This window comes from Pseudoalteromonas phenolica, from assembly GCF_005886345.1.
Lineage (GTDB): Bacteria > Pseudomonadota > Gammaproteobacteria > Enterobacterales > Alteromonadaceae > Pseudoalteromonas > Pseudoalteromonas phenolica_A.
Genome location: NZ_PNEC01000082.1, coordinates 1 through 19,360 on the forward strand (window position 1 = coordinate 1; position 19,360 = coordinate 19,360).

The 19,360-nt window shown below is 42.8% G+C and carries 9 protein-coding genes; 6 read left to right on the plus strand and 3 right to left on the minus strand.

Annotated elements, in window-relative coordinates; all coding sequences use genetic code 11:
• Positions 1-439: 439 nt before the first annotated feature.
• From CWB72_RS19840 to CWB72_RS19850, 3 genes are all read right to left on the minus strand, one after another.
• Entirely contained in the window at positions 440-1,687 is a 1,248-nt protein-coding gene (locus CWB72_RS19840; RefSeq protein ID WP_138635056.1) for a glutamate-5-semialdehyde dehydrogenase, read from the minus strand.
• A 179-nt stretch (positions 1,688-1,866) separates the two neighbouring features.
• The gene (locus CWB72_RS19845; protein WP_138635059.1) at positions 1,867-3,366 is read right to left on the minus strand and encodes a tryptophan halogenase family protein; all 1,500 of its coding nucleotides are present in this window, start codon (positions 3,364-3,366) and stop codon (positions 1,867-1,869) included.
• A gap of 74 nt (positions 3,367-3,440) precedes the next feature.
• On the minus strand, positions 3,441-6,233 hold the full coding sequence (locus CWB72_RS19850; protein WP_138635062.1) for a TonB-dependent receptor: 2,793 nt from the start codon (positions 6,231-6,233) through the stop codon (positions 3,441-3,443).
• A gap of 288 nt (positions 6,234-6,521) precedes the next feature.
• Between CWB72_RS19850 and pulA the strand changes: the two genes are divergently transcribed.
• From pulA to CWB72_RS19880, 6 genes are all read left to right on the plus strand, one after another.
• The gene (pulA, locus tag CWB72_RS19855; protein WP_138635065.1) at positions 6,522-9,320 is read left to right on the plus strand and encodes a pullulanase-type alpha-1,6-glucosidase; all 2,799 of its coding nucleotides are present in this window, start codon (positions 6,522-6,524) and stop codon (positions 9,318-9,320) included.
• Between the two features lie 421 nt (positions 9,321-9,741).
• Positions 9,742-10,827: a cell division protein ZapE gene (gene zapE, locus CWB72_RS19860; protein ID WP_138635068.1), complete on the plus strand. Its 1,086-nt coding sequence runs from the start codon at positions 9,742-9,744 to the stop codon at positions 10,825-10,827.
• Between the two features lie 274 nt (positions 10,828-11,101).
• Positions 11,102-14,374, plus strand: a complete 3,273-nt coding sequence (locus CWB72_RS19865; RefSeq protein WP_138635070.1) for a WD40/YVTN/BNR-like repeat-containing protein — start codon at positions 11,102-11,104, stop codon at positions 14,372-14,374.
• Positions 14,375-14,464: 90 nt separating this feature from the next.
• Positions 14,465-17,731, plus strand: a complete 3,267-nt coding sequence (locus tag CWB72_RS19870) for a VPS10 domain-containing protein (RefSeq protein WP_138635073.1) — start codon at positions 14,465-14,467, stop codon at positions 17,729-17,731.
• A gap of 192 nt (positions 17,732-17,923) precedes the next feature.
• Positions 17,924-18,442, plus strand: coding sequence for a PepSY-associated TM helix domain-containing protein (locus tag CWB72_RS19875; RefSeq protein ID WP_130255929.1), 519 nt, complete (start codon positions 17,924-17,926; stop codon positions 18,440-18,442).
• A gap of 406 nt (positions 18,443-18,848) precedes the next feature.
• The gene (locus tag CWB72_RS19880) at positions 18,849-19,295 is read left to right on the plus strand and encodes a hypothetical protein (protein ID WP_138635076.1); all 447 of its coding nucleotides are present in this window, start codon (positions 18,849-18,851) and stop codon (positions 19,293-19,295) included.
• The last annotated feature ends 65 nt before the right edge of the window (positions 19,296-19,360 follow it).

The window sequence follows — 19,360 nt, forward strand, 5'->3', positions numbered from 1 at the left end:
AACAAGTTCAGGGTGACTAACAGGTTCATGATATGGTGTGTAATCGTTCTGTGAGTCTGATTTTTATATCACGCAACTTTCTAATAAACACCCGGGTCATCCCGAACTGGTTTCGGGATCCAGTGAGTTATGTGTAGACCCTGAAACAAGTTCAGGGTGACTAACAGGTTCACGATATGGTGTGTAATCGTTCTGTGAGTCTGATTTTTATATTACGCAACTTTCTAATAAACACCTGGGTCATCCCGAACTGGTTTCGGGATCCAGTGAGTTATTTGTAGACCCTGAAACAAGTACAGGGTGACTAACAGGTTCATGATATGGTGTGTAATCGTTCTGTGAGTCTGATTTTTATTTCGCGCAAAAAAAGCGCGGGGTGAACCCGCGCCTACAGATTTAGAAACTTTGATAATTCCTTTATAGGGAGGGTGTTATCAAATTAATCTCTCACCTGACCTGTGCCATTCACTAAGTACTTTTCAGTAGTTAATGACTCTAAGCCCATTGGACCATAGGCATGTAGCTTAGTGGTTGCGATACCAATTTCGGCGCCTAGACCTAACTGACCGCCGTCGCTGAAACGCGATGACGCATTGACCATGACCACAGATGCATCAACACTGCGTTGGAATAGCGTGGCCGTTTCTTGGTTTGTGGTACAAATCACTTCAGTGTGATGACTACCAAATTGGTCGATGTGGTCAATTGCAGTGGCAAAGTCATCGATAATGCGAATGGCAATTTCTAGCGCTAAATATTCTTCACCAAATTCGTCATCGTTTAATACAGTGACGTCGTCAAAGTACTCTGCAGCGCGTTTACAGGCATTCACTTTCACATTGGCAGCCCGCAAAATAGGGGCGATTTGGTTTAAGAATTTATCAGCGATGTCTTTATGAACGACTAGCCCCTCAAGGGCATTACATACGCCTGTGCGCTGAGTTTTGCCGTTTAGTAGCAAAGCCTCTGCGATGTTTAAATCGGTGTCTTTATCAACATATAAATGACACACGCCTTTAAAGTGCTGAATGACAGGTACAGTGCTGTTTTCGGTCACAAAGTTGATAAGGCCTTCACCGCCGCGTGGAATAATTAGGTCGATGTACTCTTTTTGTTGCATCAACTCCATCATTAAGCCGCGATCAGGGTCGGGTACGACGGTAATAAGTGCTTCTGGCAGATTAAACTCAGCTAGAGTTTTGTGCATGACCTTGGCAATGGCCATTGAGCTGGCCAGTGCTTCTTTACCACCGCGTAAGATCACGCCATTACCTGATTTAAAGCACAGTGCGCCCGCATCCGCTGTGACATTTGGGCGTGCTTCATAAATCATACATACCACACCTAGGGGAATACGCATCTTATTGATTTCTATGCCATTTGGTCGGGTGCCCATGCTGCGTGTTTGGCCCACAGGGTCATCTAACGACACTATGGTTTCTATGCCATGTGCCATGTCTTCGATGCGTGCGGGTGTGAGTGTTAGGCGATCAATCATTGCGGGGCTTAATTCATTTTTTTTGGCATGGGTTAGGTCGGTTTGGTTTGCCACAAGGATCTGATCGGTTTCGGCACGCAGCGCATGTGCCATAGCTTGTAATACTTGGTTTTTTTGCTCTGTTGTGAGAAGTGCTAGTACTTTGGCTGCCTTAGCTGCCTGTTGTGATAATGATTGAATTAAACCCATGTTATTTTCTCCTAAATAATTGACCAAACCGATTACATACTAACGTTATATCGGTTCGAATTTAAACCACTAATGGCTTGGCAATGAAGAAAATTCACATACTTTGTTAGCATGTGTTTTTAGTGGGTACAAACAGCCTGAAAGTTTAATCATCAGGCTGCATAATAAAGCGTGTGGGATTATTTGAATTGCATTAAAAAGTCTTGGTGAGTAGGCATGTTTTCGACGGTTTTATCGACCAGCGTTCGTAAGCTTTCCATCATATCTTCGATTTGTTCATCACTTAACCCATCAACAAGTGGGTGAGTATCGGTTGGCGTAATACCTTGCCCGAGCATTACTTGTTGCCAAGCGATTTCGGTAAATAAATCGTTTGGTTCGCAGTGTACCTTGCCTGTTTGTTTAAATAGCTCAATTTTAGTATTCAGTGTGTCAGGAATGTCCATTTGCTGACACTGTCGCCAAAACGCGCTATCGGTTCGAGCATTTAACTTGTAATGCAAAATAATAAAGTCGCGAATGCCTTCAACTTCGGCTTTGCACAAACGGTTAAACTCATCGACGAGCGTCTGGCTAATACCATTGTGCGGGAAAAACTTGAGCAAACGCGTTGCCACACTTTGCACAAGATGGATATTGGTTGACTCTAATGGCTCTAAAAAGCCACTTGATAGACCAATGCTGATGACGTTTTTATTCCAGACTTTTCTGCGACGACCTGTTCTAAATTTGATGATCCTGGGATCGTTTAGTGGTTTGCCTGGCAGATTACCCAGTAGTGTTTGTTTGGCTTCTTCGTCGCTCATGTGCTTAGAACTATACACTAAACCGTTGCCTGTTCTGTGTTGCAGTGGTATCTGCCACTGCCAGCCAACATGATGGGCAATAGAACGTGTGTAAGGCACAACGGTTTCTGCGTTCTCACTTGGGACTGCCATAGCGCGGTCGCAAGGTAACCAATGTGACCAATCATCGTAGCCTGTGCTTAGTGTTTTTTCGATGAGTAGGGCATGCATGCCGGTACAATCGATAAATAAGTCGCCGCTAAGTTGGGTATCGTCATCTAATAACAGGCTTTCGATAAAACCCGTTTCATGGTTTTGATTTACTTGTTTTACCGTGCCGATGAGATGATTAACCCCTTGCTGTTTACCGTGTTCAGTTAAAAACTTGGCGTATAACCCCGCATCAAAATGATAGGCGTAAGCAATACCCGGTAAATTGGTGTTGGGAAGGTGTTTAAGCTTTTGGAACTTGCTGTGTTTAGCGGCTTGGTAGTTAAGTGAGAAATCCCAATAAGTGAGGTTATTGACTTGCTCATTTTTGTTTTGCTGTTTTAACCAAAAGTGATGAAAGTCACAGAATGGGAAGTTTTTACCTATGCTGCCAAAGGCATGCATATAGTTATGTTCAGGTCTTAGCCAATTTTCGAACTGAATACCAAGCTTAATGGTCGCCTTAGAGGCCAGCATAAAGGCGTGCTCATCGACCCCAATGGCTTGGTTGAATTGCATAATAGGCGGAATAGTCGCTTCGCCAACACCGACAGTTGAAATGTCATTTGACTCAAGTAGAGTCACGTTAATGCTTTTGCCTAGCACCCTTGCGAGTAAGTTTGCAGTCATCCAGCCTGCAGTACCACCACCAACTATGACGACATCATTAATTTTGTTTTGCATATTTTACTCCCAAAAAAGCCCTTGGATCTGCATCGCAAGGGCTATAATAACTAACTTAGCTTTATCGCGCTCGTTTAGAACTTATATGCAAAGCCTAGCGCGTAGTTACGGCCGTAGTCTTGGTAATCACGTACCTGTAACGCATTGTCACCGCTTAGCGTAGTGAATGGTTCTTCAGTTAGGTTGTAACCTTGTAGGAATACAGATAGGCCTTCAAGATCTTTGAAGCCACCTTCACCAAAGTCATAACCAATTTGTGCATCCCAAATTGTCTCGCCCATGATGTCTACTTGTGTCGCTGTGAAACCGATACCGTTTACGTCACCTTTGAAGTCATCACGCTTACGCATGCTAGCACGAGCAGAGAAACCGTGGTTTTCATAGTAGAAAGTGAATGTTGAAATACTTTCTGAAAGACCTGGTATCTTGTATTCTGCGCCTTCAGGGTTTTTTAGATCAGACTCAACACCTGTGTAGCTTGCGATAATACCGAAGCCGTCTAGTGCTTCAGAGAAAACGTTTAGGGGTAATGTACCTGATAGCTCATAACCCCAAAGCGTACCTTCACCACCATTCACTTTACCACTACCTGTACCATTTGGGTTTGCAGGAATAGCGCCAGTTGCCGGATCTGCAACACCAGTCATATCAACCGCATATTGACCGTCGAAATGCCAGTTAGTAATGTCTTTATGGAATAGTGCAACTGCAAAGTAGCCTTCGCTGCTGAAGTAGTTTTCGTAAGTTAAGTCTAGGCCAAATGCTTCTTTTGGCTCAAGCTCTGGGTTACCACCGCCGATTGACCAGTTGTTACCATTAGAATCAGGTTGCTGATTGTATGTTGCACTGAATGACGCATTCATTTCATCAAGACGTGCTCGAGAAATGGTTTTCGCTGCACCAAAACGTACTGATTGATCGTCGTCTAGCTTTAACGTTAAGTTTAAACTTGGTAGAAGGTGATTGTAATCATGGCTGATGTCAGTAGGTGAAGTAACTACCTTACCATCCACTGTGTTAAACGCATTACCTTTTGATGACTGCTCAGAGCGCACATAACGTAAACCCATGTTACCACTTAATGGCATGTCAGCGACTTCGGTGTCGATATCTGCTTTTACAAATAAAGAAGTTACTTTTTCGCGTACATTCCAAGACTTAGTTGCGTGAGATGAATTAGTTAAGCTCTCTTGAAGGCCATAGTAATAACCATCACGAACAAGGCCGTTTACGTCATAAGCAATCATTTCGCCCATGCCAATGAAATCTAGATTAGCTGTACCCAGACGATATTGCTCAGGTACTACCATCATGCCAGTGTTACTTGGGTACTTGAAGCTTGAAAGCGTTAAGAAGTAGCCTTCTGATAACTTCGCTTTTTCGCGGTCACGGTATGAAATACCCGCAGAAACTGATGAGATAAAGTCATTCTCGATTGCTTGTGTAGCTGCAAATTTCAGTGACTTAAGTTCGTCTTCAACTTCAGGTGTATTAATGAAACCATCTTGTAGTTGGTTTTCAAAATCAGTACCTGTTACGTTGAATGCATCATTTAACGCGCCACTCCAACCCCAGCTTAAAGGACCGCCTAATTGAATCAGGTCGTAGTCAGCATAGTTAAGGTTGTGGTTAAATTTCGCGCCCGTGTTACCACCGTCAAGTGTATAGCTTAGTGTGTCAGCTTCACCACGGTCATTGCCTCGACCTGTACCTGCGTAGCTTTCGATACCAACGATTTTCTTTTCAACTTTTGAGTAGCTTACGTCAAAGTCTAGCGTTAAGTCTGTATTTACATCCCACTTAGTATTAAAGCCAAGAGACTTCATTTCGGCATCACGTTCGTTGTAATCGTTACGTACAACAACACGTTGACCAGCGGTTGTACCTGCTGAAATAAAGCCAGATGCTTCGTCGATGTTTTGTGCAGACAGTTGACCTTGGCCCCATGCAAATGGGATTTCGATACCACGAAGACGTTGTTTGTCCAAGAAATCTACATATAACGCATCGAATGTCATACGCACATCATCACGCGGTGCCGCTTCTAGTACGAACATCATTGAATCACGCTCAAGCTCTGAAGAGCGAACGTATGGCTTAGCACCACCTAAAATAGAATATTGTTTGCCATCCACTTCAAATTCAGGATAACCCCACGCATTCCAACGTTTCTCTTGGTTAGGTGAGCTCATAGTGTTAAGCGCGAATGCCACACCGATAGTGTCATCTGCGAACTTGTCTAGGTAGAAGAAGGTTGCCTTATGGCCCTTGTCTTCACCGTCTGGGTTTAGTTTTTCAAAACTGGTTTTTTCAAACGCACCATTTACTTGAATAATTCGACCGTCTTGGTCTAGCGGCTTGATGGTTTGTAGGTTAACTGTACCTGCAATACCTTCACCCTCGATGCTTGCATCAGGTGTTTTGTAAACAGTTACGCCACTCATGATTTCAGATGGGTAAAGATCAAACTCAGCGCCACGGTTGTCGCTGATAGAAACTTGTTCACGGCCGTTTAGTGTTGTGCCGCTTTCATTCTCACCGAAACCACGGATAGAGATTTTACTTGCTCGGCCATCTAAACGCTGAGTCGCAAGACCTGGCAAGCGAGATAAAGATTCTGCAATTGAAGAGTCAGGTAGTTTACCAATGTCTTCTGCCGAGATAGTTTCAACTACGCTCGAAGAGAAACGCTTCGCGTTGATTGATTCAACTAGCGAGCGGCGGAAACCTTTTACTTCGATTACTTCAACGTCTTGCTGTGCTTTGTTCTCGGCATCTTGTGCTGCAGCAAACATTGGTGCACTCATTGCAGCAAAGCCGCTTGCTAAAAGTGCCAAAGTCACTTTGCTTGGTTTTAGTTTTTGCATTTGTTTTATCCCCGTTGCCATAGGTGTTTGGTTATGCCGTTAACATGCCTAATTTTATAATAACTTATGTAATCGTTCGGTCATGCCAACGTGTTATGGGTTGTCGGAGCTTAATATATAGCCGTGTTGTGTTGATGAATAGTTAATGCATACGTATTCATAATGATGAGTTTAGTTAATAAGTTCTGAATACGTATGCAAAGACTGTCTATTTGGTTGTGTCAAATATAGGGCATTCAGTACCTTATAAGCGAGTTGAATATCGTTTTGTAAATATGAGGCACAGCAATGCGCAAAGTAACAAAGTCTTTGGGTTTAATTCCGAAAATGACAATAATTCCGCTTGTGGCATCTTTAAGTGCTTGCCAATTGGTAACCACAGAACAAGCTTTTGAACAACAAGCCGAACAACTCGCACCACAAGCGACGAATGCTGCACACTGGTTAACCTCAGAATTACTATTACTGGCGCCTTCAGTTGCACAGCCTAACTTACAGCTAAAAAGTGCCTTACTTGAAGGACATATGTCACAGAATGCAGCATTAGATGCAGTTGAGTTACCTACCTGGGTCGCCGCTAGCTACCCGCACTTAGCTGATTTTAAAGCGTATAAAGTTGCACTGACTAATCAACAAGCTAAAAACTGGGCGAAAGGGAAAATCAGTGTTGTCGATAGTAAAGGCGAGCTTGTGAGCTTTGTGCAGCAAGGTGAGCTATTAGATTCGCTTTATACTTTAACTGCGAACGACGCCAATGAAGTGTCTGATCTAGGTGCCAGCGTACTGGCTGATTCTGTGCAATTTAAGCTGTGGGCACCTACAGCGCAAAAGGTATCTTTACTAGCGTTTGGTAATAGTCTTCATAACCAGGCTAATAAAATATCGATGCAAGAAGATAAAAACACCGGCGTTTGGCAGGTAAAGGCGGGCAATGTCGCTGCGCTTGATTATTACCAGTATGAAATCACCGTTTATCATCCAGAAACAAAACAAGTCGAAACAATCGTTACTACCGACCCTTATGCATTGAGTTTGTCGACAAATAGTACCCATGCCCAAGTTGTTGACTTGAATGATAAAGCCACGCAACCAACGGGGTGGGCAAGTCATTCAGTGCCGAGTATCAATAAGCCTGAAGATAATGTGTTATACGAAACCCATATTCGCGATTTTAGTGCCAGTGATAAAGCGCTGAGCAATAGTGCTTGGCGTGGTAAATATTTGGCATTTACCGATATGAACTCAGATGGCATGAAGCATTTAACGGCGTTAAGAGATGCCGGCTTAAATAACATTCATCTACTGCCGACTTATGATTTAGGCAGTATTAACGAAGATGTAGCAACTGTAATCGATCATACTTCAAGTATGCAGTTTGTGTGTAAGCAGCTACCTAAGTTAGAAGAGTGTCAAAGTGCTTGGGAAAAAGGCACACGCGTCGTCGATGTATTAAAAAGTTACCCAACAGATTCAACTAAAGCGCAAAAGCTCGTCAGTGCGCTACGTCAATTTGATAACTACAACTGGGGGTATGATCCATTCCATTACACAGTGCCTGAGGGTAGTTATGCGACAAATTCGATGGGCGTAACGCGTATTGTTGAATTTAGAGGAATGGTACAACACCTTCATTCAATGGGTTTTCGTGTGATCATGGACGTGGTGTACAACCATACTCATCAGTTCGGTTTGGCGAAAAATTCCGTGCTCGACAAAATTGTGCCGGGATATTATCACCGCTTAAATCCAACAACAGGCATTGTAGAACAATCAACGTGTTACACTTGTGGTAACACTGCAACTGAGCGCACCATGATGGCAAAGCTGATGAATGATTCATTAGTGACTTGGGCGCGTGATTATAAGATTGATGGCTTTAGATTCGACTTAATGGGGCATCAGCCAAAAGCTGAAATGCTACAAGCGCGAGAGCTAGTACGTGAAGTTGATCCAGATACTTACTTTTACGGTGAAGGTTGGAACTTCGGTGAAGTAGCCAATAATTCACAGTTCGTTCAAGCTAGCCAATTAGAGCTGGGTGGCACTGAGATTGGTACTTTTAGCGATCGTCTTCGCGATGCGGTTCGTGGCCCTGGCAATAATACCCGTGACACACAGGGTGTGGGTAATGGTCTGCTGACATTACCTAACGAATTACAAATTGATGAGCAAATTAAGCAACGTTATTTTGTGGCGATGGATCAAGTGCGCATCGGTATGGCGGGTAATCTTGCTGAATATGACTTAGCAAATAAATACAATGGATTAGATAAACGTTTAGGTAAAGATGTGCCTTATGGCGACCAACCTACAGGTTATGCGTTTGACCCGGCAGACACCATTAACTACGTGTCTAAGCACGATAACCAAACACTTTGGGACAACAGCCAGTACCGCCTAGCGTTTGATTTAACCTCCGCTGAGCGTGTGCGCTTACATGCACAAAGCATGAGTTATGTAATGTATGGTCAAGGTATTCCATTTATTCATATGGGATCTGAGCTATTACGTTCAAAGTCATTCTTACGTGACAGCTATGATTATGGAGACTGGTTTAATGCCACAGACTTTGCAGGGCAAAACAGTAACTATGATGTAGGTCTACCTCCTGCCGATAAAGACAAAGATAACTGGCCTTTAATCAAAACGGTACTTGCAGGTCACCAAGACCGCGATGATGTGAGTTCAGCAGATATTCAATTGGCAAAAGGCATGTTCATCGATATGCTGAAAATCAGAAATAGTTCTGAGTTATTCCGTCTTGCAACCGCAGATCAAGTTCAGCGAAAAGTCCAATTTTTAAATACGCAAAAATCAGTGAATGATAAAAATCATCAATCAGGTCTAATTGTTATGCAGTTAGATGATACTCAGGGTGAGGCTGTAGATAACAAATTTTCGCGTATTTTGGTGATCTTCAACGCTAACAATGAACAAAATTCATTCAAAGTGGTCGAAAGTCAAGATTACCAGTTACATCCAGTGCTTAAGCAAGGTCATGATCCTGTGGTCAAAGAGACAAAAATTACAGCAGAAAGAATTGAAGTACCTGCACTGAGCACTGTGGTCTTAGTAAAGTATAGGTAAAACGACCTATACTTTACTGTACTTTTAGTGATTTCATCTATACTAGTTAAATCACTGAGAGTAAAGGTATTCAATTCCCCTTGAATACGAATCTAAAAGCGCCGGCTGCCCCCGGCGCTTTTTTCTTTTTAATAATACCAATCCGCAATAACACTTAATCATTTTGAGGGATTAAACCTGATGATAGCTGCGTTAAAGGTTTCTCATTTAGAACAACTAAATAACGAAATCTTTGCCTTGCCTAAATGGATGTAGGTACCTCAGCGATAGCAAGACGCGTGAGCGGTGCTACCAACAAGGTTTTCTTGCCTCAAAATAGACCACTTAGTTAAGCGGTTTGGTATAAATCAAAATATTCTTATCTTCATAGCAAAACCTGTAAAATAATCGACAGATAATCTTTATTCTGTTTCGCTCTAGTATGACAACTCTCTCTGACAGTTACTTTTCGCAAATTCAATCTCAAAAGCTGACCCAAGATCCTGCTCAAATTATCGCGTTGAATGCCTTAGATACGTTGGCGAATGCACTTGAACAGGGCAAGCCATGTCAAAGTTTGTATTTATATGGCCCAGTTGGGCGAGGCAAAACCATGCTGATGGATTTGTTCTTTGCACATTTGTCGGGGGTGACCAAGCAAAGACTGCATTTTCATCACTTTATGGCACAAGTACATCAAGCGCTTAACGTACTTCAAGGTACGCTTAACCCTTTACAGCACGTTGCAAAAGACTGGGCCAGTGAAGCCAAGGTACTGTGCTTTGATGAGTTTTTTGTCACTGACATTGGTGATGCCATGATCATGGTAAGACTATTTGAAGCCTTATTTAAAGAAGGTGTTGTGTTGGTCACGACCTCAAACGCACACCCGTCTCAGCTTTATCATAATGGCTTAGCGCGAGAGCGTTTTTTGCCGACCATAGATTTATTACTTTTGAAGTGTGAAGTCATTAATGTGGCAGGAGAGGTTGATCACCGTTTTGCCCATGGTGCGAATTACACCCATTACTTTGTGCGGGATCAGGCTGGGTTTTTGACTCAATTTGAACGCACTCAAGGTGTGTTAGCAACTGCACAAATAGAGATATGCCGCAGAGAGGTCGAAGTATTAGGTAAAAGTGAGCACGGTTACTTGTTTGATTTTATGGCCTTGTGCTCAACCCCAAGAGCAACAGCGGATTACATTGAGCTGGCTAAAAATCATCGGGTAATATTTATTAGCAAAGTGCCAAAGATGGGCGCAGAGCCAGATGAAAAGCAAGTAACCCAAGGTATTGAAGATGGTTACCAACGCGCACATTCAAGCATTCAAAATGCCCGTTTTGATGACGAAGCACGTCGTTTTATTGCGCTGGTTGATGAGTGTTACGAGCAACGTTGTTTATTAGTCATTGACGCACAGTGTGATTTAAGCGAGTTATATGTTGGTGAGCAATTGGCCTTTGCGTTTGAAAGGACTAAAAGTCGTTTAGTAGAAATGCAGAGTTGGGTATTAAGTTGCTTTTAAGAAGCTAAAAATTTTTTTGTGCTTGTTAATTCTTTTAAAGCTTCTTGCTGAAGGGGATGTTGTTACTGATTACTTAGGTTTTGAGCTTTTAATTTTATTCTTGAATATCTAAATAACTGATATTGAATTAGCAAAGTGTTTTTAAATTACACACTTTGTTACATTATCTCATTTAACTCTCATTTCTGTAATTTTAGCGATTATTTACACACCATTTTCATTTAATAAGGTAATGTTGATATGGGAAAATAATAAAACTAATTTCGGTGTGAAAATGAAAACTCTACTAAAAACAGCGCTCGCTGTTTCTTTAGCGTTAGCAGCCTCTGATGTATGGGCAACTAAAGCGGAAGAAGATAAATCTATATTCAATAGTAAAACATTCGAATCAATGAAGATGCGTAATATCGGCCCAGCCTATATGTCTGGCCGTATTGCTGATATTGAAGTCGATCAAAATAACCCATCAACTTGGTATACAGCTGTTGGCTCTGGTGGCGTATGGAAAACGGTAAACGCAGGTACAACTTGGACGCCGATCTTCGACAAGCAAGCCGTATATTCGACCGGTGATGTCACGATTGACCCAAGTAATTCAAATATCATTTGGGTTGGTACAGGTGAAAACAACGGTGGCCGTCATATTAGCTTTGGTGATGGTATTTATAAATCATTAGATGGCGGTAAAACGTGGAAAAATATGGGTCTTAAAGACTCTGAGCGTATTTCTGACATCATCATTCATCCGACAGACTCAAACACTGTATGGGCGTCAGTTCAGGGGCCACTTTGGAGTGGCGGTGGTGAACGCGGTTTATATAAAACCACAGATGGTGGCGAAACTTGGAAGCAAGTCTTAAAGCCAGAAGATGAGTGGACAGGGGTTACATCTTTACTTATCGACCCAAGAAATCCTGACAAGCTATACGCAGCAACTTGGTCTCGCCAAAGAAGCGTAGCAACCTATGTGGGCACAGGCCCAGGTGCGGGTATTCACACATCTGATGATGGTGGTGAAACTTGGACAGAGCTTAAAACAGGTTTGCCAGCAGGCAACATGGGTAAGATTGGCATGGCCATTTCGCCAATGAACCCAGATGTACTGTATGCCACAATCGAAACTGATAACCGCAAAGGTGGTTTTTACCGCTCAGCTAACCGAGGCGCAAGCTGGTCAAAGATGTCTGATGAAGTAGGTGGCGGTACGGGCCCACACTATTATCAAGAAATCTTCGCTGATCAACACCAGTTTGACCGTGTATATATTGCCAGTAACTACAGTAAAGTGTCTGACGATGGTGGTAAAACTTGGACACCAATTAGTACAAAACGTAAACACGTTGATGATCACGCTTTTGCCTTCCACCCAACGGATCCTGACTTTGTTTTAATTGGCTCAGATGGTGGCATTTATATGTCACATGATCGCATGGAAAACTGGCGTTATATTGCCAACTTGCCTTTGACTCAGTTCTATAAGGTTGCGCCAGATGACAGCAAGCCATTCTATAAGGTTTATGCCGGTGCACAGGATAACTCAACCCAAGGTGGTCCATCACGAACGACGCGTGCTGAAGGGATTAAAAACAAAGATTGGTTCTTAACCTTAGGTGGTGACGGTCACCAGCCTGCTGTAGAGCCGGGCAATCCAGATATTATGTATTCTCAGTGGCAGCAAGGTAACCTGACTCGTCACGATTTAAAAACCCGAGAAGGTGTGTACATCAAACCACAACCTCGTCCGGGCGAACCTGCTGAGCGCTTTAACTGGGATGCGCCTATTAATGTTTCAAGCCACGATCCAAAACGCCTATATTTTGCTTCTCAGCGTGTTTGGCGCTCAGATGACCGCGGTGATAGCTGGCAACCAATCTCAGGTGATTTGACCAAAAATGGTAACCGTATGCACATTCCTATGATGGGCAGAACTTGGTCAGTTGAAGCCGGTTGGGACATTTATGCAATGAGTGAATACCACACAATTGCAAACTTCACTGAAAGCCCGGTTAATGACAAGATCTTATGGGCTGGCACAGATGATGGCCTGATCCAGGTGACTAAAAATGGCGGCAAGAATTGGCGAAAGATTGATCTGAGCGATGTTGAAGGTGTACCTGCAACAGCTTACGTTAATGATATTCGCGCTGACTTATTCGATGCAAATACAGTATATGTCGCGTTAGATAACCATAAATATGGTGACTTTAAGCCATATCTAATCAAATCAACGGACCTAGGTAAAACGTGGCAGACTTTGGCTTCGTCACTACCTGAGAAGCACCTTGTTTGGCGTATTGTACAAGACCATGTAAACAAAAACCTGATGTTTATTGGTACTGAGTTTGGCATTTTCTTCACAGTTGATGGTGGACAGGAATGGGTTGAGCTTAACGGTGGTATTCCAACGATTGCAACACGTGATGTTAAAATTCAACGTCGTGAAAATGACTTAGTTGCGGGTACATTTGGTCGTGGTATTTATATTCTTGATGACTATGCACCACTGCGTCAGTTAACTGAATCTGCGATGGGAAAAGATGCCTTATTGATTGGTCCAAGTCGACCAGTTAAATGGTTCTCTCTTGATTACAACCATGCAAATACAGATGGCGATGACCGTTATGCTGCCAAGAATCCTGAGCATGGCGCGACTTTAACTTACTTCTTAAAAGACAGCTTATTAACAGCCAAAGAGCAACGTCAAAAAGCTGAAAAAGAGATGGTTAAAGACAAGAACTATCCAAAATATCCTACGTGGGAAGCCATCGAAAAAGAAAACCAAGAAGTCAAACCGGTTGTCTATCTTGAGATCCGAGATGCTGATGGTAAGTTCGTAAATCGTGTGGCAGGTAAGGCAACCAAGGGTATCCATCGTGTTACTTGGGATATGAGTTATGCCACCAGTAAAGCCGTTACAGGTGTGAAGTCATCAGGTTGGAGCCCATTTGGTGCAGGTTTAATGGCCATTCCTGGTACTTACTCAGCAACCTTGTACAAGCGTGTAAATGGTGAAGTATCTCAGCTTGCAGAGCCTGTTGAATTTGAACTATCACCAATTACAGATGGTGCATTGTCGCAAGCTTCGAAAAAAGAAGTTTTGGCATTTGGTAAAGAGATAGCCGATGCGCAGCGTAAAGTGACCGCAGTGAATGCAGTACTGAGCGGCTTTGGCAAAACCATGAAAACCTTGCGTACAGCAATAGACCGCACGCCTGGTGATATCAAAGCGCTGGAGTCGAGCTATGCAGATATTCAAACGCAAATAAACGCCATTAACTTTGAGCTGAATGGTCTTAAATCACAAGACCGTATGGGCACAAAGCCTGCGAATATTGCAAGTCGTTTAGGCTATGCAATGACTGCTTCTTGGTCAACTTATGGTCCTACGCAACAGCATAAAGATCAGTTTGATTATGCGATTAAACGTCTAGCGAGCGTCAGTAAGCAAGTGAGTACTCTGCAACAAAACACCATTCCTAGCCTACAAAAAGCGGTAATTGATGCGGGCGGTCCTTGGACTGTTGGCGCATCAGTTATCAGCAAATAACCTGTCATAAAATTAAAGTGACCTCGCAATGAGGTCACTTCTTTACATAACAAAATGAATTACAACACAATATAAACAAAGGATAAGCGTGTGAAACTTCTTCCTTCTCTAGTGGCTGCCGCAGTTGCAATTAGCCTTTCAGGCTGTGCTATCGCTGCGAAACCGGTCAAAAAATCAGATGAAAAACCCGCAGATGCCGCCATTTTCAGTGGTATTAAACTCAGAAACATGGGCCCAGCAGTGACTGGCGGTCGTGTCAGTGACTTTGCATTTAACCCAGCTAACCCATCACAATACTTTGTGGCTACCGCTTCTGGTGGTATGTGGAAAACCGATAACGCAGGTGTGACTTGGCAAGCGGTTGCTGACTCTATGCCTAGCTATTCATACGGCGATGTCACTATGGACCCAAACAACAGCAATGTTATTTGGGCTGGTACCGGTGAAAACAATTCTCAGCGTTCAGTATCATACGGTGATGGTGTTTATAAGTCGGTTGATGGCGGTAAAAGCTGGAACAACGTCGGCCTTAAAAACTCTGAGCACATTGGTGAGATTTTAATTGATCCGCGCAATTCAGACGTGGTTTACGTGGCATCGCAAGGCCCACTTTGGAGCAAAGGCGGTGACCGTGGTTTATTTAAAACCACAGATGGCGGTAAAACGTGGGAAAACGTACTTGAGATCAGCGAGCACACAGGTGTCAGTGATATTGCCTTTGACCCACAAAACCCTGATGTCATTTATGCGAGTTCTTATCAGCGTCGCCGTCATGTTTGGACCTTGATCAACGGTGGCCCTGAGTCGACTATTTATAAATCGACCGATGCCGGTAAAACTTGGAAAAAAATAAACAAAGGTTTACCCAGTGTTGACCTTGGTCGTATCGGCATTGATGTAGCACCAACAGACGGCAACATTGTCTATGCCATTGTTGAAGCAGCTGAAGGTAAGTCGGGTTTTTATCGCTCAACGGATGGCGGTGAAAGCTGGCACAAGCAAAGCAGCTATGTGTCTGGCAGCCCACAGTACTACCAAGAAATCGTTGTTGACCCTAAAAACCCGCACCGCGTTTATTCATTAGATACATACCTGATGGTCAGTGAAGATGGCGGTAAAAAGTTTACCCGTGCCGGTGAAGCACATAAGCACGTAGATAACCATGCATTATGGATCAACCCAGATAACACAAACCATTTAATCATTGGTAGTGATGGTGGTGTGTACGAATCTTGGGACAGAGCGAAAAACTGGACGTTCAAAGACAATATGTCTTTAACTCAGTTCTATAAAGTGACGGTTGATAACGACTTCCCGTTTTATAACGTATTTGGTGGTACGCAGGATAACGCCTCGTTAGGTGCGCCTCACCGTACAACCAACACCTCAGGTATTCAAAACAGTGACTGGCTATTCACTCAATTTGGTGACGGCTTTAAAACTGAAATTGACCCGAAAAACCCAAACATCATCTACTCTCAGTATCAATATGGTGGTTTAGCACGTTACGATAAGCAATCGGGCGAGCGTGTACAAATGCAGCCGGTGTCACCCGATCCAAAAGTGGCGCAACGCTTTAACTGGAACTCTCCGCTGCTGATCAGCCCACACAACAATGAGCGTATTTATTACGGTTCACAAACTTTATTCCAATCAGACAACCGTGGTGATGACTGGCGTGCAATCAGCGGCGATTTATCGCGCAACATTGACCGTAACAAGTTAAAAGTAATGGACAAAGTTTGGGGTGTAGACACAGTTGCTAAAAATACCTCAACATCTTTTTACGGTGCCCTTATCGCACTGACTGAGTCACCCATTCAAGCAGGCCTGTTATACACAGGTAGCGATGACGGCGTGATGCACGTGACTAAAAATGGTGGTGAAAACTGGAATAAACTTGCATGGCCTTCAAAAGTACCTGAAAACTCATATGTTTCAGATATGGAAGCGTCACTGTTCGACAAAGATACGATATTTGCGGTATTCGATAACCACAAGCGTGGCGACTTTAAACCATACGTTATGCGCAGTGATAACAATGGTAAGAGCTGGACTAACATCACAGGTAACTTACCTGTCAGAGGCTCAACTTATGCAATTGCACAAGACCACGAAAACAAAGACCTGCTATTCGTAGGTACTGAGTTTGGTGTGTTCTTCACGCAAAATGGCGGTAAAAACTGGGTGCAGTTAAAGTCGGGTATTCCAACCATTGCGGTACGCGATGTTGTAATTCAACGTCGTGAAAGTGACTTAGCCCTTGCCACCTTTGGCCGTGGTTTTTATATCTTAGACGACTACTCGCCACTTCGTAAAAGCGCTAAAGACGTAAAAGCACAAGAGGCGGCATTATTCCCTGTTCGTCGTGCGTTCCAATTCGTAGAGCACAGCCCGCTTGGTTTACCTGGTAAAGCAATGCGTGGTGCTGACTTCTACTTTGCTGATAACCCTGAGTATGGTGCGACCTTTAGCTACTACATCAATGATGAGTTCAAGTCGTTAAAGTCTCAACGTAAAGCGAAAGAGAAACAACTCCGTAAAGATGACAAACCAGTGTACTACCCAAGCTGGGACGAGCTAAAAGAAGAAGACTTTGAGCAAAAATCACAGTTAATCTTCACTGTTCGCGACAACGAAGACAACCTAGTACGCCGCATTGTTGCGCCAGCAAAAAAAGGCTTCAACCGCATCAACTGGGATTTACGTTATCCGGGCTTCTCGCCAGTTAAAGCAACAGGTAAAGCAGATAGCGGCCCATTTGTTGTGCCGGGTACGTACTCTGTGTCGGTATCAAAAGTAGTAAATGGTGTTGAAACTCAGTACGACCAAAAACAAAGCTTTGAGGTTGTAAACATCGATAACCGTACTTTCGCAAGCACTGATCGCAAAGCTGATCTTGAGTTTGATATGAAAGCGGGTCGTTTATATCAAGCAATCACAGGTGCAACTCGCTACCTAGGTGAGCTTGAAAAACGCATTAAGCATGTAAAAGCGGCAACGACTGAAACTTTAGCGCTTGATCAAAGCACGCTTAAAACTGTACATGATATGCAACGTGAGCTTAATGAAATCAAGCTATTGCTTAATGGTAACTCAGTGATCTCTAAACGTGCTGAACCAGCACCTACTTCGGTGACTGGTTACATTTACTACTTACAATGGTCTCGTAGTGAGAGCACAAGCCCTGTAAATGGTCAGCAGAAACTGAGATTTGAGCGCGCAAGTGAAGGCTATGGAGAGGTCTATACACGCATGAAGCGTTTAGCTGATAACCTAACTCAAGCCGAGCAAGCCATTGCACAAGCTGGTGGAAATTGGTTACCAGGTACTTTGCCATCGAATGGTGCGTTTTAAATTGGCACTTAAATTAGTAATTTAAACGGCCTTAAATACGCCAGTCTCGACGACTGGCGTATTTATAAGATGAAGACAATAAGGCCTTATATTTTATAAGGTCTTTTGGTGTTAAAATCGTCAAAAATGAGTCTAGAAAGATATTTTAAACAGACTCACAGTTCTGGTAGTTGGTGTGTTAAAAACAGTAAGATGAGCTTTAAAAAGACCAATCGAAACATTCATAAATGGGCAAGCATTATTCTTGTCATTCCCTTACTGGTGATTTTGGTCACGGGTATTTTGTTACTGGTGAAGAAAGAGTTTAGCTTGATCCAACCGCCAACAGCGGTGAGCGAAAACCGAGTCCCCAGTGTGACTTTTGAGCAAATTTTAACGGCGGCAAAGTCGGTAGAGCAGGCGCAAATATCGAGCTGGCAAGATATTAATCGTTTAGATGTTAGGCCGAGCAAAGGGATCACCAAGATACGTAGCCATAACAGTATTGAAATTCAAATAGATAACCAAAGTGGTGAAGTGCTACACGTGGCTAAACGCAACTCTGAGATAATTGAAGCGATACACGATGGTACTTTTTTTGAGAAAAATGCCAATATCTGGCTGATGCTACCTATTTCATTTATTTTACTGGTAATTTCGTTGACCGGCGTGGTGTTGTTTTTTGTGCCTTATTTTAAGAAGAAAAAGAATAAGAGCAGAAGTTTAACGTAGAAACTAGATATTTTTTTGCGATGACTTTTGGCTCCTGAGTCCTTATCTGGTATCTAGTTGAAGTTCTTCAAAGCGTGGATCGCGGGTGTTCAGTAGATGCTTGCCATTAGTAGAACTCACCTTACAGCTACAGTGAGATTAAATGGCCCATTTTGCAGTATTGTCACCTATTGAAAACATCCAAATTTAATAAAAACAGCACTGTTTAAATAAACAGTGTTTGGTGTTTTGTCTAATAACATTATTACGCCGCGTTTTGTCCAATTTTCACAACTGAGCAAAATTGGACATCTTAAACTCATGTTTACAATAGATTTTTCTTGTGTGAATATTGGGACACGTAATATAGTCCGTTTTGTCGGTATTTATTCTGGCAATTTGGGAGAGAATAAGCTGTTAGGTGCTAATGAAGATTGTCTTACTAACTTTGCTTCTGCTATTTTCATTCAAAATTTCTGCTGTTGAACCTTGTACGGCAGTCCCTGATGGCAAGCAAAGGCGAGATGGTGTTTGCTCATATCAAGATGCTGCATCTAAAGCTCGTCAGGTTTTTAGCTACATATTATCTTTAAAAAAATACTGTGATAGCGCAATCCAAGAAGAAATAAATGAGTGGTACTTAAGTAACAAACAACTCATCGATAAAGCAGTTATTATCGGCAAGCAACCATTAAATGAAATAGTAAAAAATACAGACGCGGCATTATGGCAAACTGAGAGCAGCGACAGAGTTAAAGAGTCTTGCTCATATGTTAAACGTAAAATACATTATACATCACCTTCGCTATTTGGTGGTCGAGTAGGTGAGTACTTGGATTCTTACGCACCTAACAAACAATTAAACAGGGATTAAAAACAGCGGGCTTTTCGCTTCGCTCAATTTTAGCCCACAATTTTAACCCGTTAATCGGGCGTTAT